This window comes from Pseudomonas baltica (genome assembly GCF_031880315.1).
GTDB lineage: Bacteria > Pseudomonadota > Gammaproteobacteria > Pseudomonadales > Pseudomonadaceae > Aquipseudomonas.
Genome location: NZ_CP134771.1, coordinates 3,902,300 through 3,918,289 on the forward strand (window position 1 = coordinate 3,902,300; position 15,990 = coordinate 3,918,289).

The 15,990-nt window shown below is 61.8% G+C and carries 15 protein-coding genes and 1 pseudogene; 4 read left to right on the forward strand and 12 right to left on the reverse strand.

The features are described from left to right. Window positions 1–83: 83 nt before the first annotated feature. The 4 genes and pseudogenes from REH34_RS17540 to gpmI form a co-directional block, all read right to left on the reverse strand. A pseudogene (locus tag REH34_RS17540) lies at window positions 84–839 on the reverse strand (divergent polysaccharide deacetylase family protein); the annotation flags it as partial. A gap of 2 nt (window positions 840–841) precedes the next feature. Next, a complete protein-coding gene (locus REH34_RS17545; RefSeq protein ID WP_226504136.1) occupies window positions 842–2,224 on the reverse strand; it encodes a S41 family peptidase in 1,383 nt (460 codons plus the stop codon). Window positions 2,225–2,315: 91 nt separating this feature from the next. Next, the gene (locus REH34_RS17550) at window positions 2,316–3,629 is read right to left on the reverse strand and encodes a murein hydrolase activator EnvC (protein WP_311968611.1); all 1,314 of its coding nucleotides are present in this window, start codon (window positions 3,627–3,629) and stop codon (window positions 2,316–2,318) included. A gap of 222 nt (window positions 3,630–3,851) precedes the next feature. After that, the gene (gpmI, locus tag REH34_RS17555) at window positions 3,852–5,387 is read right to left on the reverse strand and encodes a 2,3-bisphosphoglycerate-independent phosphoglycerate mutase (protein WP_311968612.1); all 1,536 of its coding nucleotides are present in this window, start codon (window positions 5,385–5,387) and stop codon (window positions 3,852–3,854) included. Between the two features lie 326 nt (window positions 5,388–5,713). Here gpmI and REH34_RS17560 point away from each other — a divergent pair, with 326 nt between their 5' ends. From REH34_RS17560 to secB, 3 genes are read left to right on the forward strand one after another with little or no spacing between them, the layout of a single operon-like run. Continuing rightward, complete coding sequence (locus REH34_RS17560) at window positions 5,714–6,127, forward strand: rhodanese-like domain-containing protein (RefSeq protein WP_226504139.1); 414 nt, start codon at window positions 5,714–5,716, stop codon at window positions 6,125–6,127. A 1-nt stretch (window position 6,128) separates the two neighbouring features. Further along, on the forward strand, window positions 6,129–6,383 hold the full coding sequence (gene grxC, locus REH34_RS17565) for a glutaredoxin 3 (RefSeq protein ID WP_226504140.1): 255 nt from the start codon (window positions 6,129–6,131) through the stop codon (window positions 6,381–6,383). Window positions 6,384–6,424: 41 nt separating this feature from the next. Then, the gene (gene secB, locus REH34_RS17570; protein ID WP_226504141.1) at window positions 6,425–6,913 is read left to right on the forward strand and encodes a protein-export chaperone SecB; all 489 of its coding nucleotides are present in this window, start codon (window positions 6,425–6,427) and stop codon (window positions 6,911–6,913) included. Between the two features lie 171 nt (window positions 6,914–7,084). Here the strand turns inward: secB and trmL are convergent, their stop codons facing one another. Beyond that, complete coding sequence (trmL, locus tag REH34_RS17575) at window positions 7,085–7,540, reverse strand: tRNA (uridine(34)/cytosine(34)/5-carboxymethylaminomethyluridine(34)-2'-O)-methyltransferase TrmL (RefSeq protein WP_311968613.1); 456 nt, start codon at window positions 7,538–7,540, stop codon at window positions 7,085–7,087. On the opposite strand from trmL, the gene REH34_RS17580 reads away from it, so the two are divergent. Beyond that, window positions 7,539–7,991, forward strand: coding sequence for a hypothetical protein (locus REH34_RS17580; RefSeq protein WP_311968614.1), 453 nt, complete (start codon window positions 7,539–7,541; stop codon window positions 7,989–7,991). The genes trmL and REH34_RS17580 overlap by 2 nt on opposite strands. A 936-nt stretch (window positions 7,992–8,927) precedes the next feature. Here REH34_RS17580 and ntrC read toward each other — a convergent pair. The 7 genes from ntrC to glnA all read right to left on the reverse strand — a co-directional run bounded on the left by ntrC (window position 8,928) and on the right by glnA (window position 15,760). After that, window positions 8,928–10,364, reverse strand: coding sequence for a nitrogen regulation protein NR(I) (ntrC, locus tag REH34_RS17585; RefSeq protein WP_226504144.1), 1,437 nt, complete (start codon window positions 10,362–10,364; stop codon window positions 8,928–8,930). Beyond that, window positions 10,361–11,446, reverse strand: a complete 1,086-nt coding sequence (gene glnL / locus REH34_RS17590; protein WP_226504145.1) for a nitrogen regulation protein NR(II) — start codon at window positions 11,444–11,446, stop codon at window positions 10,361–10,363. Before glnL ends, ntrC begins: the two co-directional genes overlap by 4 nt. 344 nt (window positions 11,447–11,790) lie before the next feature. Continuing rightward, entirely contained in the window at window positions 11,791–12,222 is a 432-nt protein-coding gene (locus tag REH34_RS17595; RefSeq protein WP_409373148.1) for a cupin domain-containing protein, read from the reverse strand. Window positions 12,223–12,345: 123 nt separating this feature from the next. Beyond that, window positions 12,346–13,014: a DUF4124 domain-containing protein gene (locus tag REH34_RS17600; protein ID WP_311968615.1), complete on the reverse strand. Its 669-nt coding sequence runs from the start codon at window positions 13,012–13,014 to the stop codon at window positions 12,346–12,348. After that, window positions 13,011–13,547, reverse strand: coding sequence for a DUF4124 domain-containing protein (locus tag REH34_RS17605; RefSeq protein WP_226504147.1), 537 nt, complete (start codon window positions 13,545–13,547; stop codon window positions 13,011–13,013). Before REH34_RS17605 ends, REH34_RS17600 begins: the two co-directional genes overlap by 4 nt. Before the next feature lie 97 nt (window positions 13,548–13,644). Further along, window positions 13,645–14,196: a chorismate mutase gene (locus REH34_RS17610; RefSeq protein WP_311968616.1), complete on the reverse strand. Its 552-nt coding sequence runs from the start codon at window positions 14,194–14,196 to the stop codon at window positions 13,645–13,647. Window positions 14,197–14,353: 157 nt separating this feature from the next. Beyond that, the gene (gene glnA, locus REH34_RS17615; RefSeq protein ID WP_226504149.1) at window positions 14,354–15,760 is read right to left on the reverse strand and encodes a glutamate--ammonia ligase; all 1,407 of its coding nucleotides are present in this window, start codon (window positions 15,758–15,760) and stop codon (window positions 14,354–14,356) included. Window positions 15,761–15,990 lie beyond the last annotated feature (230 nt).

The window sequence follows — 15,990 nt, forward strand, 5'->3', positions numbered from 1 at the left end:
GCTACCGGCACGGCGACCTTGGAAGTACCCGGCTTTTCCGGCTTCGGCTTCGGCGGCGCGACAGTGTTGGCCGCCGCATTGTGATAAACGCCATCTTTGCCATGGGCCGCAATCGCCCGATTGCCGCGCACGGTCACCATTTCCTTGATCGGAATCCAGGTCACCCCCTGGCTCGCCAGTTTCGGCAGTTCCCGGTCCAAAACGTCAAGCGTCTGCGGATAAGGATGGCCGATGATCACCACGCTGCCATGCTTGTGGGCGAACTTGATTGCCGTCTGCAATTGGCCATAGATCGCTTCGGGCGTGCGCACGTCGTCGAGGAATACATCCCGGGACAGACTCGACAGACCGATCTCCTGGGCCTTGGCGGCGGCCACGGTCTTGGCGGTGGTGCGGCTGTCGAGGAAGAACATCCCGCGCTGTTTCAACTGGCCCATGAGCATGGCCATCGCGTCGGGCTGCACGGTCATGCCGCTGCCTTCGTGATTGTTCATGCCGGACGCGAAGGGGACTGCCTTGAACGCCGCATCGAGGCGCTTCTGCAGTTCGGCCATGGGCAGCCCGGGGTGCCAGGCGAAAGGCCCGGTGGCGGGGTCCATGGGCATATGGATGATCACGGTCTTGCCAGCCTTGTGAGCCTGGCCAGCAAAGTCGGCAGCGTGGGGTGTGTCGGGCATGATCGCCAAGGTCACCGGCCCGGGCAGCGCCAGCGCGCGACTATCGCGCGAGGGTGTTTGCCCCAGATCATCGATGACCAGCGTCAGGTAGGCCGGGCTGTCCGACGCGGCATGGGCCGCGCCGGTCAGGCAGCAGAGCAACAGCAGGCAGAGCGTACGCATACTCAATTGTTGCGAGTCACGCTCAGGCCCTTGAGCAGGCTCAGGGCCTGGCTCAGCTGGAAGTCGTCATCCTGCGGCCGCGCCTTGTTGGTCTTGGCCGGTGCCTTGCCCGACGGGCTCGGACGCTCGGCGCCGCCGTTGCCGTTGCCCAGGTGACCCTGCAGGTCGGCTTCCTTGAAGCTCTCGGGGTCGGACTCGTTGGTAATCTTGGCAGGGCGCACCTCGACATCCGGCACGATGCCCTGGGCCTGGATCGAGCGGCCGTTGGGTGTGTAGTACAGCGCGGTGGTGATCTTCAGTGCGCGGTCATTGGCCAGCGGCAGCACGGTCTGTACCGAGCCCTTGCCGAAGCTGTCGGTGCCCATGAGGATGCCGCGCTTGTGATCCTGCAGGGCGCCGGCGACGATTTCCGAGGCCGAGGCGCTGCCGCCGTTGATCAGCACCACCAGCGGTACGGCTTCGCTCAGGTCGTGGCCGGTGGCCGAGAAGCGCAGTTCGGAGTTGGCGATGCGGCCCTTGGTGTAGACGATCAGACCGCTGCTGATGAAGTGGTCGACCACCTCGACAGCCGCCTGCAGCACGCCGCCAGGGTTGTTGCGCAAGTCCAGCACCAGGCCGTTGAGCTTCTTGTTGTTGTCCTTGCGCAGTTTGGCCAGGGCGGCGGCGACTTCTTCGCCGGTCTTGACCTGAAACTGCGTAATGCGGATGTAGCCGTAGCCGTTTTCCAGCATCTGCGCCTTCACGCTCTTGACCTGAATAGTGGCGCGGGCAAGGGTTACGTCGAAGGGGTTGCCGCCGTCGCGCACCAGCGTGAGGGTGATCTTTTCGCCGATCTTGCCGCGCATCTTGTCGACGGCTTCGGTCATGGTCTGGCCGCGGGTGGGCTGGCCGTTGATCTTGACGATCAGGTCGCCGGCCTGGATGCCCGCCTTGGTGGCAGGGGTGTCGTCGATGGGCGAGACCACCTTGACGAAGCCGTCGTCCACGCCGACCTCGATGCCCAGGCCGCCGAACTCGCCGCTGGTGCTCTCCTGCAGCTCCTGGAAGTCTTCCGGGCCAAGGTAGGCGGAGTGCGGGTCGAGGTTGCTGAGCATGCCCTTGATGGCATTTTCCAGCAGGGTCTTGTCATCAACGGGTTCGACATACGCCGCCTTGATGCGGTCCATGACCTCGGCGAAGGTGCGCAGCTCTTCGAGCGGCAACGGCGGCTTGGCAGCAGCCGGAGCGGGCGAAGCGGTCGGCGCCTTGGCGGGGATGGTGGTGGCCGGGATCGACGCAGGAGGCGTCGGCGACGGCGCTACCGGATCGGCGGCATGGGCCAGGGGCGCGCCGATGGCGACGGCGATCGTCAGGGCCAGCGAGGTAAGGCGGGACAGATGCAGCATGTCGAACAACTCCTAATCCTGGTTTTGCGCCTTTCGGGGCATCGGCGTGACAGTCAATGACCGCCAGAACGCCCTTGTTGAGGTTTCGCGCTTAACCACGACACCATTGCTCAGGGTCGGCGGGCCGCCCCTGCTGGCGTATGGCGAAATACAAGGCGGGGGTATCCTGCCCACCACTGGTACCGACCGTCGAAATCACGTCGCCGGCTTTTACTACGTCACCAGCCCCCTTGAGCAGGGTCTGGTTGTGTCCGTACAGGCTCAGGTAGCCGTTGCCATGGTCGAGAATGACCAGAAGTCCGGCGCCGCGCAACCAATCCGCGAACACCACGCGGCCACCATGCACGGCACGTACCGTACTGCCGGCGCTGGCGCTGATCATCACCCCGTCCCACTTGGTGCGAGCATCGTCGCCGCGGGTTTCGCCGAAACGTGCGAGCAGTCGACCATCAACCGGCCATGGAAGTTTGCCCTTGGCCGCAGAAAACTCGCCGCCGAAGGTCGCGCCGCCGCTGGAAACCACTGCGCCGGGCGTCGCTTTGGGGCGTTGCGGCGCCGGGGCAGCGGCTTCTTCCTGCTCTGGCTTGGCCTTCGCGGCAGCTGCTGCCGCGGCGGCCTCACGGGCGCGCTTGTCGGCCTCCTGCTGGGCGAGCAGGGCTTTCTGGCGCGCCTCTTCAGCTTCGCGGGCCTGGCGGGCGAGGGTTTCCTCGATGGTCTTGAGGACGTTGGCGAGGTCGGCTTGATCCTGTTGACGGGCCTGCAGTTTCTGGTCGCTGGCCTTGTACTGGTCGTTGAGCTTGGCCAGGGCGGCCTGGCGCTCCTTGCGTACGCCGTCGAGCTCCTGGCGCTGGCTGTCGAGGTTGCCTTGCTGGGCGAGCAACTGGGCCTGCTGCAGGTCGATGTCCTTCTGCACCGCGGCCTGTTGCACGAGGGTTTCGTTGAAGGCGTGCAGCTGCGCCAGCCGCGCCTTGCTCATGTAGTCGTAGTAGGTAAGCGTGCGGGCGAATTTTTCTGGATTCTGCTGGTTGAGCAACAGTTTCAGGTATTCCTGGCGACCATTCTGGTAGGCCGCGCGCGCCTGGATGGCGATCAAGCGCTGCTGTTCCTTGCGGGCCGCTTCGAGCTTCTGCTTCTCTTCATCGAGACGCTGGAGCTCGGCTTGGGTCTTTTTTAGTTGCTGTTGCAGGGCCTCCACCTGCTTTTGAAGCTCGCCCATCTTGGTCTCGGTGGTGCGCAGGTCTTTTTGCACGCCGGATTTCTCCTGCTGCACCTGGGCAAGGGCCTTCTTCAGCTCGGTGATGTCTTGGCGCGTGGCATCGAGCTGTTGCTGGGTTTGTGCGCGTTCGTCGGCATAGGCCGTGCCGAACAGGCAAGTCAAGGCAATGAGTATCAGGGCGCGAAGCATGGGGCGGGCGATACCAGGGAGAGGGACGGGCCTAGTATGCCCGCCGCGAGCGGCAAAAAAAAACGCCTGAACATGAATGCTGCTCAGGCTTCGTGTACGGGGCTGGCGTTGTGCAGGGCACGAAGCCTTCTCGGCCGCCAAACGCGCAACCTTGCTCCCGCAGATGTACATCTGCAGAAGCAAGGCTCGCCTGCGAAGGCGATCGGCAGATCACCACCGCTTTCAGGCTTTGACCAGAATCGAAGTCCCGGTCATTTCCTGCGGCTTGTCCATGCCCATCAGGTAGAGCATGGTCGGTGCCACATCGGCGAGCACGCCGCCTTCGCGGACCTTGAGCGGTTGCTTGCCGACGTAGATGAACGGCACCGGCTCGGTGGTATGCGCGGTGTGCGCCTGGCCGGTGGATTCGTCCGACATCTGCTCGCAGTTGCCGTGGTCGGCGGTGATCAGCGCTTCGCCGCCGACTTTTTCGAGGGCCTCGACAATGCGGCCGACGCAAGTGTCCAGGCATTCCACAGCCTTGACTGCCGCTTCGAGAATGCCGCTGTGGCCGACCATGTCGCCGTTGGCGTAGTTGACCACGATGACGTCGAAGCGCTGGTTTTCAATGGCGTCGACGATCTTGTCGGTCACTTCAGGGGCGCTCATTTCCGGCTGCAGGTCGTAGGTGGCGACTTTGGGCGACGGGATGAGGATGCGCTCTTCACCCGGGAAGGGCTCTTCGCGGCCGCCCGAAAAGAAGAAAGTCACGTGGGCGTACTTTTCGGTTTCGGCAATGCGCAGCTGGGTCTTGCCGTTATCGGCCAGGTACTCGCCGAGCACGTTGTGCAGGCTGCCAGGGGCGAAGGCCGCCGGTGCCGGAATGTTTGCCGAATACTGGGTCAGGCCCACATAGCCGGCCAGTCTTGGCTGGCGCTTGCGCTCGAACTCGCTGAAATCGGCTTCGACGAACGGGCGGGTGATCTCCCGCGCGCGGTCGGCGCGAAAGTTCATGAACACCACGGCATCGCCGTCTTCGACCTTGACGGCTTCGCCAATCACGGTGGCCTTGACGAACTCGTCGCTCTCGCCGCGCTCGTAGGCGGCTTGCAGACCCTCTACCGCGGTGCCTGAGTGGTACTCGGCGCTCGCGTCGACGATCAGGTTGTATGCGGCACTGACACGATCCCAGCGGTTGTCACGGTCCATGGCGAAGTAACGGCCAATGATACTGGCCGTGCGGCCCTTGCCCAGGCGCTGATAGGTGGCATCCATCAGTTCGAGGGACGACTGCGCGCTTTTCGGCGGCGTGTCGCGGCCATCGAGGAAGGCGTGCAGGTAGATTTTTTCGGCGCCTCGCTTGGCGGCCAGTTCGACCATGGCCACGAGGTGATCCTGGTGGCTGTGTACGCCGCCTTCGGACAGCAGGCCCATGACATGCACTGCCTTGCTGGCGGCCACGGCCTTGTCGACCGCAGCGCAGATGGTCGGGTTCTCGAAGAACTCGCCGTCGCGGATGGCCTTGGTGACCCGGGTGAAGTCCTGGTACACCACGCGCCCGGCGCCGAGGTTCATATGGCCGACTTCCGAGTTGCCCATCTGGCCATCGGGGAGCCCGACGTCCATGCCTGAGCCCGAAATCAAGCCGTTGGCCTGGGTCGCGACCAGGCGATCGAGGACCGGCTTGCGCGCCGAATACACGGCGTTGTCGTCATGGCTTTCGCTGTGACCGAAACCATCGAGGATGATCAGGACCAGAGGTTTAGGCGTGGCAGTCATTAGATCCCACTCATTTTGTTAGAGGAAAGAAGGGCATTTTAGGGCATCCGCGCAGTGTTTGCCGAGGTTCTGATTGCACACTGCAGTCCGCAGTGGGAGCAGGCTCTGCCCGCAAAGGGGCCAGCAAGGCGCGTCAGGGTGTTGGTACTACTGGCGCTTTCGCGGGCAGAGCCCGTTCCCGCAAGGGTGCCGATTGTTGCCTCAGCAGACAGCCTACCGCCTATCACAGTTCCCGATTAAACCGGTGTCATGGGCATACTGCAGGCTTTGGCCCACCCCGGTGCCCGTGTATACTGGCCGGCATTTTAACGCCCTGGAACCTCCTGATGGTCGCTCACCTGATCGAATTCGCCACAAATCACTATCTGCTGGTCGGCATCTTCGCCGTGCTGCTGGCGTTGCTGCTGTCGCTGGAGACCAGCCGTGGTGGTAAAAGCCTCAGCTGCCGCGAACTGACCGCACTGGTCAACAGTGACCAGGGCGTGGTCATCGACATCCGCGCCAAAAAGGATTTCAGCACCGGCCACATCGTCGATTCGCTGAACATTCCCCAGGACAAACTGGCCTCACGCATGGCTGAACTGGAAAAACACAAGGCCAAGACCCTGATCGTCGTCGACGCCATGGGCCAGCACGCCGGCGCCACCGCACGCGAACTGCTCAAGGCCGGCTTTACCGCCGCCAAACTGTCCGGCGGTGTTTCCAGCTGGAAGGCCGACAACCTGCCCTTGGTGAAGTGATATGAGCGTCGTCGTCTACTCCAGTGACTGGTGCCCCTACTGCATGCGCGCCAAGGCCTTGCTCGAAGGCAAGGGTGTCGATTTCACCGAGATCAAGGTCGACGGCAAGCCCCAGGTGCGTGCCGAGATGACCAGCAAGGCCGGGCGCAGCTCGGTGCCGCAGATCTGGATCGGCGAGACCCACGTGGGCGGCTGCGACGACCTCTACGCCCTGGAGCGCGCCGGCAAGCTCGACGTGTTGCTCGGCAAGGCCTGAACCCTATTCCCGTTAGACTTTGAAGTGACAAGGATCCCGCAATGACTGACCAACCGAACACCGCAGCGAGCACCGAAGACGAAACCGCTCCGCAATTCTCCCTGCAGCGTATCTATGTACGCGACCTGTCGTTCGAAGCGCCGAAAAGCCCGGCCATCTTCCGTCAGCAGTGGGAGCCGAGCGTTGCGCTGGACCTCAACACCCGTCAAAAATCGCTTGAAGCCGACTTCCACGAAGTCGTGCTGACCCTGTCGGTTACCGTCAAGAATGGTGACGAAGTGGCCTTCATCGCTGAAGTCCAGCAGGCTGGTATCTTCCTGATCAAGAACCTCGACGACGCAGCGCTGAGCCACACCCTGGGCGCGTTCTGCCCGAACATCCTGTTCCCGTACGCGCGCGAGACCCTGGACAGCCTGGTGACCCGCGGTTCGTTCCCGGCACTGATGCTGGCCCCGGTCAACTTCGACGCCCTGTACGCGCAAGAGCTGCAGCGCATGCAGGAAGCTGGCGAGACCCCATCGGTTCAGTAAGCGAGCCTGCGGTCATGAAAAACGCCCCTCGGGGCGTTTTTTTGTAGTGATACAGCGCGCCTGCGATGGCGCTGCTGAATGCTTCTTCGCGGGCAAGCCTTGCTCCCACATGCGTACGTCGCTGGTTCGGCTTGCACCGTGGGAGCAAAGCTTGCTCGCGAAGAGGCCCGCTCAGGCGAAACCTTGCTGGCGCCAGGCCTCGTACACCGCCACCGCCACGGTGTTGGAGAGGTTCAGGCTGCGGCTGCCTTCGCGCATCGGCAGGCGCAGGCGATGGCCGTCGGGCTGGGCATCCAGCACCTCGTTGGGCAGCCCGCGGCTCTCGGGCCCGAACAGAAAAGCATCGCCCGGCTGGAATGCCACGTCGTGGAAGGGCTGCGAGCCCTTGGTGGTAAACGCGAACAGGCGCGGCTGGCCGAGGCTTTCGAGGCAGCTGGCCAGGTCGGCATGGCGCTTGAGCGGGGCATATTCGTGGTAATCGAGCCCGGCGCGGCGCAGGCGCTTGTCGTCCAGCTCGAAACCGATCGGCTCGATCAAGTGCAGGTGGCAGCCGCTGTTGGCGCAGAGCCTGATAATGTTGCCGGTATTCGGCGGAATCTCTGGTTGAAAAAGGATGACGTGAAACATGCACGGCTCCGAACTGAAAGACGGGCAGCATTCTACCCCTGATGAGCAAGACCCACGATCAAAACTCTGGCCCAAGTTCCTCGGCGCCGTCGCCTTGTTCAGCCTGCTGGTGGGGATGATGATCGGCAAAGCCACTGCGCCCGAGCCGCGGGTGCTGGATCGGATCGAAATACAGCCGGCAGGCCTGGTGTTGTGGTTCAACGAGGAACCCAAGCTGCACGCCGAATTCACCAACGGCACCTTGGCGATCGTCTTCGATGCCCACGGGCGGCCCGGTGCGGGGCAGTTGCCGGTAGACGGACGGCAAGCCAACTGGAGGGTGCAGCAGGGCGATCAGGGATTGTTGCTGACGGTGATCGCCGCTCGTGCATTGCAGGGCGATTGGTCCGGTGCCAAGGTCGACGGGCGGTGGCGTTTCGAAGTGAAGGTGCGCGAAGCGCTTGCCCCTTGAGGGGGAAAAGTCGCGATGGGGGAGTTGACGGATAAAAGAGGGAAGCCCCGGCCTGCCTGTACCAAGGTCCCCGAAAAACGGGAGGAGCGGCGCGGGCTCTGGGCTGCCGCGTACTCGATGTCGATGTAAAGAAGGGTTCTCCGGCCTGCCTGTACCAAAGCCCCCAAAACTGTTGTGCATCACCGGAGTAGCGGTCCGGCGGCTGCAGTGTTGCGGTGTAAAAGAGGGAATCTCCGGCCTGCCTGTACCAAAGCTCCCAAAAACTGTCGTGCATCGCCGATGTAGCGGTCCGGCGTTTGCGGTGTTGCGGTGTAAAAGAGGGAATCTCCGGCCTGCCTGTACCAAAGCTCCCAAAAACTGTTGTGCATCGCCGGTGCTGCGGTTCGGCGTCTGCGGTGTTGCGGTGTAAAAGAGGGAAGCCCCGGCCTGCCTGTACCAAGGTCCCCAAGAACTGCTGTGCATCGCTGGTGTTGTGGGCCAGCGTCTGCGGTGTAAAGAAGGGAATCTCCGGCCTGCCTGTACCAAAGTCCCTGAAACTGGGTGGAATATCGGGTCTTACCTGGGTGCCCGTACGTTCCGGTGTAAAGAAGGGGATTCCCGGCCTGCCTGTACCAAGACCCCCGAAACTGTGTCTTGCAAGGGTTATTGCAGGCGTCGTGCCAGTTTCGATCAAGGATGTAAAAAAGTTTATCCAGATGTCCTGCGAGCCCTTGATTACAGGCCTTCAGCGCTTTCGAAGTGGGTGAATTCCACCTGCGGGGGTATTCGTTTGATACTTTCAGCTTTGTCCGTTTTGGTTCATAACGCCTTGCAGCGGTGCATTCGGGTGCAGGTGTGCACCAAAGCGCGGAGTTTGCGGTGTATCAAAAACAACTGTGGGAGCGAGCGTTGACGCCCGCTCCCACAGGGAGTTGCGGTGTAGTCAGAGGTTATTTATTAGGCGTCGTCGCCATCATCCTCATCGCCACCATCGATCTTCATGCCCAGCTCCTTGATCTTTCGCGTCAAGGTGTTGCGGCCCCAGCCCAGCAGCACTGCGGCATCACGGCGACGCCCGGCGGTGTGCTTGAGCGCGGTTTCGATCATGATCCGCTCGAAGCTCGGCACCGCGCTGTCCAGCAGGCTCGACTGCCCACGCGCCAGGGCCTGATCGGCCCACTGACGCAGCGCTTGCTCCCAATTGGTCACCGGCGCGCTGTCCTGCGGCAAGCTCAGCAACTCTGGCGGCAGGTCGCTGACGTGCACTTCACGGCCAGACGCCATCACCGTGATCCAGCGGCACGTGTTCTCCAGCTGGCGCACGTTGCCGCCCCACGGCAGGTTCTTCAGGTATTCCTCGGTCTCGCTCTTGAGCAGCTTGGGCTCGACCGCCAGTTCTTGCGCGGCGCGGCTGAGGAAGTGCTTGGCCAGCGTCGGGATGTCTTCGCGACGGTCCGACAGGCGCGGGATATGAATGCGAATGACATTGAGGCGGTGGAACAAGTCTTCGCGGAACTTGCCGGCATGCACCAGGGTTTCGAGGTTCTGGTGCGTGGCGGCGATGATGCGCACATCGACCTTGACCGGCGTATGTCCGCCCACTCGATAGAACTCGCCATCGGCCAGCACGCGCAACAGTCGCGTCTGGGTGTCGGCCGGCATGTCGCCGATCTCGTCGAGGAACAGCGTGCCGCCATCGGCTTGTTCGAAGCGGCCACGGCGCAGGTTGGCTGCCCCCGTGAACGCGCCTTTTTCATGGCCGAACAGCTCGGACTCCATCAAGTCCTTGGGGATCGCCGCCATGTTCAAGGCAATGAACGGCGAAGCCGCCCGCGGGCTGTGGCGGTGCAGTGCGTGCGCCACCAGCTCTTTACCAGTACCCGACTCGCCGTTGATCAACACGGTGATGTTGGAGTGGCTGAGGCGGCCGATGGCGCGAAAGACTTCCTGCATCGCCGGCGCTTCGCCGATGATTTCCGGGGTGCGCGTCAGGGCCGGCACTTCGGCCAGGCCTTGCTGTTCCTGGGCATGCTGGTTGGCACGCTTGACCAGCGACACCGCCTCGTCGACGTCGAACGGCTTGGGCAGATACTCGAACGCACCGCCCTGGTACGACGCCACGGCGCTGTCGAGGTCCGAATGCGCGGTCATGATGATCACCGGCAGGCGCGGATGCTGCTCGCGGATGCGCGCCAGCAAGTCCAGGCCACTGGCGCCAGGCATGCGGATATCGGAGATGATCACATCAGGTTGCTGGCGAGCCAGGCGACTCATGACGCCGTCGGCACTGTCGAAACTCTGTGTGGTCATGCCTTCTTGCTGCAAGGCTTTTTCCAGCACCCAGCGGATGGAACGGTCGTCATCGACGATCCAGACAGTTTCACTACGGCTCATGACGAAGCGGCTCCTTGTTCCAGCGGCAGGAAGATCGAAAATGTGGTGTGGCCAGGATGGCTTTCACACTCGATCAACCCTTGATGCTGACTGATGATGTTCTGGGTAATGGCCAGCCCGAGACCGGTACCGTCGGGCCTGCCGCTGACCATTGGATAGAAGATTGTTTCCTGTAGTTCGGCAGGAATGCCGGGACCGTTGTCGATGATCTCGATCTTGCTCACCAGGCGGTGGCGCGTATGGCCAATGGTGAACTGACGCATGGCGCGGGTGCGCAGGCTGATGCGGCCCAGGCGCAACTCGTTCTGGCCACTGATGGCTTGCATGGCGTTGCGCACGATGTTGAGCACGGCCTGGATCATCTGTTCACGGTCGATCAATACGTCCGGGATGCTGGGATCATAGTCGCGCACCAAGGTGATGCCACCCTGGGTTTCGGCGTCGACCAGGCTGCAGACGCGCTCCAGCACCTCGTGGATGTTGGTCATCGCCAGCGACGGCAGCTTGTTCGAACCGAGCATGCGGTCGACCAGATTGCGCAGGCGGTCGGCCTCTTCGATGATGACGTTGGTGTAGTCCTTGAGGCTTTCTTCGGGCAGCTCGCGGGCCAGCAACTGCGCCGCGCCGCGAATGCCGCCCAGTGGATTCTTGATTTCGTGGGCCAGGCCGCGCACCAGCATCTTGGTGGTTTCCTGCTTGGACAGCTGCGCTTCCTCTTTGGTGATGCGCAGCAGCCGGTCGCGCGGGTGGACTTCGAGCAGCAGCAAGGTCGCGCCTTGGCTGAGGATCGGGGTCACGGCGTAGTCGACGGTCAGGGTCTGGCCGGTCAGCGCGGTGAGCATCGCTTCGCGCTTGGTGAAGGGGTGGGCTTTCTCGACCGCCTGGCGCAAGGAGCTCAGGGCTTCGGCCGACTCGGTGAACAGTTCGCTGATGAATTGCCCATGGCTGCGCTGGCCGCTGATGGCCAGCAGCATTTCGGCTGCCGGGTTCATGTACTCAAGGCGCAGATCGGCGTTGAGCAGAATAGTGGCAGTGGTGAGGTTGTCGAGTAACAGTCTGTGCAGTGCATCACTGATGGTCATTAGCTGTCGTTGACCCCTTTTGGCCCATTGCAAAGCCCGGCGTGTCCGGCTTGCGTGCGCGAATAGTCTGCTGATGCACTGAAACTGCAAAAACCAAACCAAGGCTCCGAAAAGAAGCGCTTATTTCTCGAAATAGTGCAAATACGGTCCATTTGGTGCCGCGTGATCGCTGGGAATGGCCTATCGCGAACCAAAATGGGCTAATTGGTGATCTGGTGCACAAAATTATGCACCAAAATGTTTCACTGCCGTTCAGGTTCGGCCGGGAGGAGAGTCTTTTTGCGAAGGGCGTGGTGCCAAGGCGACCCGGCAGCATCAGTGCGATGCGCCGGGCGAGGAGAGGGTTACTCGGGTACAGGAACCGACAGCGGCATATCCTTGCTGCCGGCATAGAAGACGATCAGCTCGGTGGGTGTCGCGCCTGAAGTGCCGCGGTGATGGCGTTCAACCATCTCTGCCAGTGCTTCGCCTTGGCCCAGTACCTTGCGCTGCTTGCCGTCCTGGGTTTCGACGGTCAATTCTCCGGACAGGACATACGCTGCATTAGGCATCGGATGCTTGTGCCAGGCGAGCGAGGTGTTAGCAGGAATAGTTATTTTGATCACCGAGAGCTCGGGCGCTCCGGCAGGGTAGGCGGCGTAGGACGTGCCCTCCCAAGAGGCCTCGCTCTTGACCAGGACTGAGGATTGCACTCCGGCCGGTTGACCGGCGCTGGCTTGAGAAGCCGCGAAAAGCATTGCAAGGGCTGAAGCGAGGCAGGTGATGGGACGCAACATAGGCTGTTTGCTCGATTGTCATTGTAATGAGCGGCGCAGCTTAGGAGGGGGATGGCGAGCATTTAACCCCCTTTCATTTCCCTTCGTGCGCGCAGCGGCCATCGCTTTGTTACAAGCTTTGACTCAGCTGTCCGTTGGCTTCATCGACAGTGGGCATTGCGGCCGGACGCCATAGTCGTCCTTCTCGCACGGCTTGGCCGACAGCGGGCATTCGGGGCGCACACCCCAGTCTGCCGCCTCGCAGGGATCGTTGCGGCGTTTTTGCGCCAGGGAGATGCGTTGCATGTTGAGCTTCTGAGGTGCCGTGCGCTCGACGGTCTCGCCGTCGCTGTCGATGATTTGCGCGGCCAGTTGGTGCAGGCCGCGGTCCACGGGCTTGATCATGATCACCGGGCTGGTGCCGGGTGAGCCGACAGGATTGCCATCCAGCAGGATCTGGTACTGGTCGCCCTCATACAACGCCGGATCGCTGGTGACGGTCACTACCAGTTCGCCGCTGCTCTGGTTGACCGTTCCATCGGGCTCCGGTGCAAGGATGCGCAGCATGTCGTAGTGCGTCACCACTTTTAATGGGGCTTTTTTGGCAGGCGTTGCCGGGCTCTTTTTTACCGTGAGCGGGGTCTGGTTGAGGTTGTTGCTGGGCGGTAACGGCACACGCTTGGCGTTCTTGCGCGGCTGGTCGGTGAACACCTGATTGCCCTGGGCGTCGGTGTAGGTGTAGACCTCGGCGCTGACGCCGCTGGCCACGGTCAGCAACAGGCAGAGCAGCGCCGAAAGGGCAGTGCGCATCATGGCTTGGGCCGAGCCGGCGAGTTGACGCTGATGCGCTGCACCGTGAAGGTCTGCGTGGCGCTGGTCTGCAGGACCGTGCCATTGTTGAGCACCTGCACCGCAAGGCTGTGATCGCCGCGGTCGATGTCTACCAACTGCATGAAGGGGACATTGCTGGGTTGGCCATAGGGCTGCCCGTCGAGCACCAGCTGCAGCAGATCGTCGCCGAACAGTTTGGGTTCCAGGTGCACGCCCACCGTGAAGCTGCCGCCGTTGGCGCGCAGGGCTTCTTCGGTGGGCAGGCCGGTCAGCTCCAGCACCGCATAGGGCGGTTGCTGTGGCACGACGGGAAGAGTTTGTCGGGTGGCGCCAGGTGCAGTGCGCGGCTGGCTCTCGATGCTGTTGAGCGGCGGTAGCTCGACGGTCTCGGCCTTGATGCCCTCGGGCTTCTGGCTGCTATAGGCCGTATTGCCGTTGGCATCGGTGTACTTGTAGATCTGCGCCGAGGCCGGGACAGCAACCACCAGCAGCAGACAGATAATGCATGAACGCATGAAGGTTTCCATGGCAAGAATAGGCGCGATCGCGGGATAGCCTTGACCGGCATCAGCATAGAGTACATCGCGCCCCATCGGTACCGCGTTAATTCCCTCAGGGCCGCGCGCAAAGCTCGGCGGTGGCGCGGATCAGGGCCAGGCGCTGCAGCTCATCGCCAGCGGCCTTGTGCGTCGCTGTCGCCAGCCACTGCGGGCATTGCGGATCGGCGCGCGACACAGCGAATGCCGCGAGTTGCTGCAGCAAGCGCTTTTGCAGGACGTCGAGTTGCGGACGAATGGTGCCGACCAGGTCAGGGCGAGGCGAATCCGGCGCGGCGCCTGCCAGTGTCCAGCGCGACAGCAACGCGTATTGACGCAGTTTGTTGGCTTCTATCTGGGCGGCGAAAAATTGTCCGACCAGTGCACCGTCCAGTTGGTACTGCGGCGCCAGGTCTACAGCAGTGGCGATGACCGTCTGCTCGCGAGGGCGATCTTCGACGGCCTTGCGGCTGTCCCATTTGCTCAGGGCCACTTGATCGGCGATGGCCAGGCGCTGCTGGATGCTCTGCATCAGCGGGTCGAGGCTGGCCGGGGCCGGAGCCGCGTTGGCTTGGGTGCAGGCGGCGATGGCGCACAGGAGCAGCGGCAGGATGTGGAATCTGGGCATGGGCAGGGCTCGATCTTGTTGGTATGGGGGCGGGCATTGTCGGCAAGTGGCGGGAGAGCGGCAAGCCCTGATCGGCACGAGACTTGTGCAGGATGTTTGCGGCTGGCGCCCATAAAAAAAGCCACCCGAAGGTGGCCTTTTTCAAATCAAGCTGGGTTTAGACGCTGTAGTACAGGTCGTATTCCAGAGGGTGCACGAAAGTGCGGACCTTGATTTCTTCTTCGCTCTTCAGCTCGATGTAGGCATCGATGAAGTCGTCGCTGAACACGCCGCCCTTGGTCAGGAACGCGCGGCCTTTGTCCAGTTCTTCCAGTGCTTCTTTCAGGCTGCCGCAAACTTGTGGGATCTCTGCTGCTTCTTCTGGCGGCAGGTCATACAGGTTCTTGTCGGCTGCATCGCCAGGGTGGATCTTGTTCTGGATACCGTCCAGGCCGGCCATCAGCAGTGCTGCGAATGCCAGGTACGGGTTGGCAGCCGGATCCGGGAAGCGTGCTTCGATACGACGGCCTTTAGGGCTGGAGACGTAAGGAATGCGGATCGAAGCGGAACGGTTGCGAGCCGAGTAGGCCAGCATCACTGGTGCTTCGAAACCTGGTACCAGACGCTTGTAGGAGTTGGTAGCCGGGTTGGTGAAGCCGTTCAGTGCCTTACCGTGCTTGATGATGCCGCCGATGAAGAACAGGGCGGTGTCGGACAGGCCGGCATAGCCTTCGCCAGCGAAGGTGTTCTTGCCATCTTTGGAGATGGACATGTGAACGTGCATACCCGAACCGTTATCGCCGTACAGAGGCTTGGGCATGAAGGTAGCGGTGCGGCCGTAAGCGTCGGCAACGTTGTGCACGCAGTACTTCAGGGTTTGAACTTCGTCGGCTTTTTTCACCAGGGTGTTGAAGCGCACGCCGATTTCGTTCTGGCCGGCGGTCGCAACTTCGTGGTGGTGAACTTCGACGAACTGGCCCATTTCTTCCAGTGCGTTGCACATGGCAGTACGGATTTCGTGGTCGTGGTCGACCGGTGGCAGCGGGAAGTAGCCGCCTTTGATGCCAGGACGGTGGCCTTTGTTGCCGCCGTCGACGTCGCCGTCGGTCATCCAGGCGGCTTGTTCAGAGAAGATCTTGAACATGGAGCCGGAGATGTCGGACTTGAATTTCACTTCGTCGAAGATGAAGAATTCTGGTTCAGGGCCGACGAATACAGTGTCACCAATACCGGTGGTCTTCAGGTAGGCTTCGGCGCGGTGAGCGATTGCACGCGGGTCGCGGTCGTAGCCTTGCATGGTCGACGGTTCGATAACGTCGCAGACGAGGATCAGAGTCGGTTCTTCGGTGAACGGATCCAGAACGGCAGTTTCGTCGTCCGGCAGCAGGATCATGTCGGACGCTTCGATGCCTTTCCAGCCAGCAATGGAGGAGCCGTCGAACATCTTGCCGACTTCGAAGAAGTCGTCATCCAGTGCATCACGCGCTGGCATGGTGACGTGCTGCTGCTTGCCTTTAGTGTCAGTGAAGCGCAGATCAATCCACTTAACGTCATGATCTTTGATGAGTTGAACCGACTTCGACATGTTGTCCTCCGGGGTGGATTAGGGCTGGTAGTGGTTAGCCCTGTAATTTTGGTGATGCCGGGCGCGAATAGTCCGCCAAGGCAACCTGCCTCACAAGAGAGCAATTTGCATGCCAGTGCCCCGAGATGGGCTTTGACGCCAAAATTCAAGGTTTAAGGGTACTTAGGGTGTTTTTTATACAGTCCAGGGCACCTTTATGGTGCGCATTAATTTGCGATTGGTCTATTTTG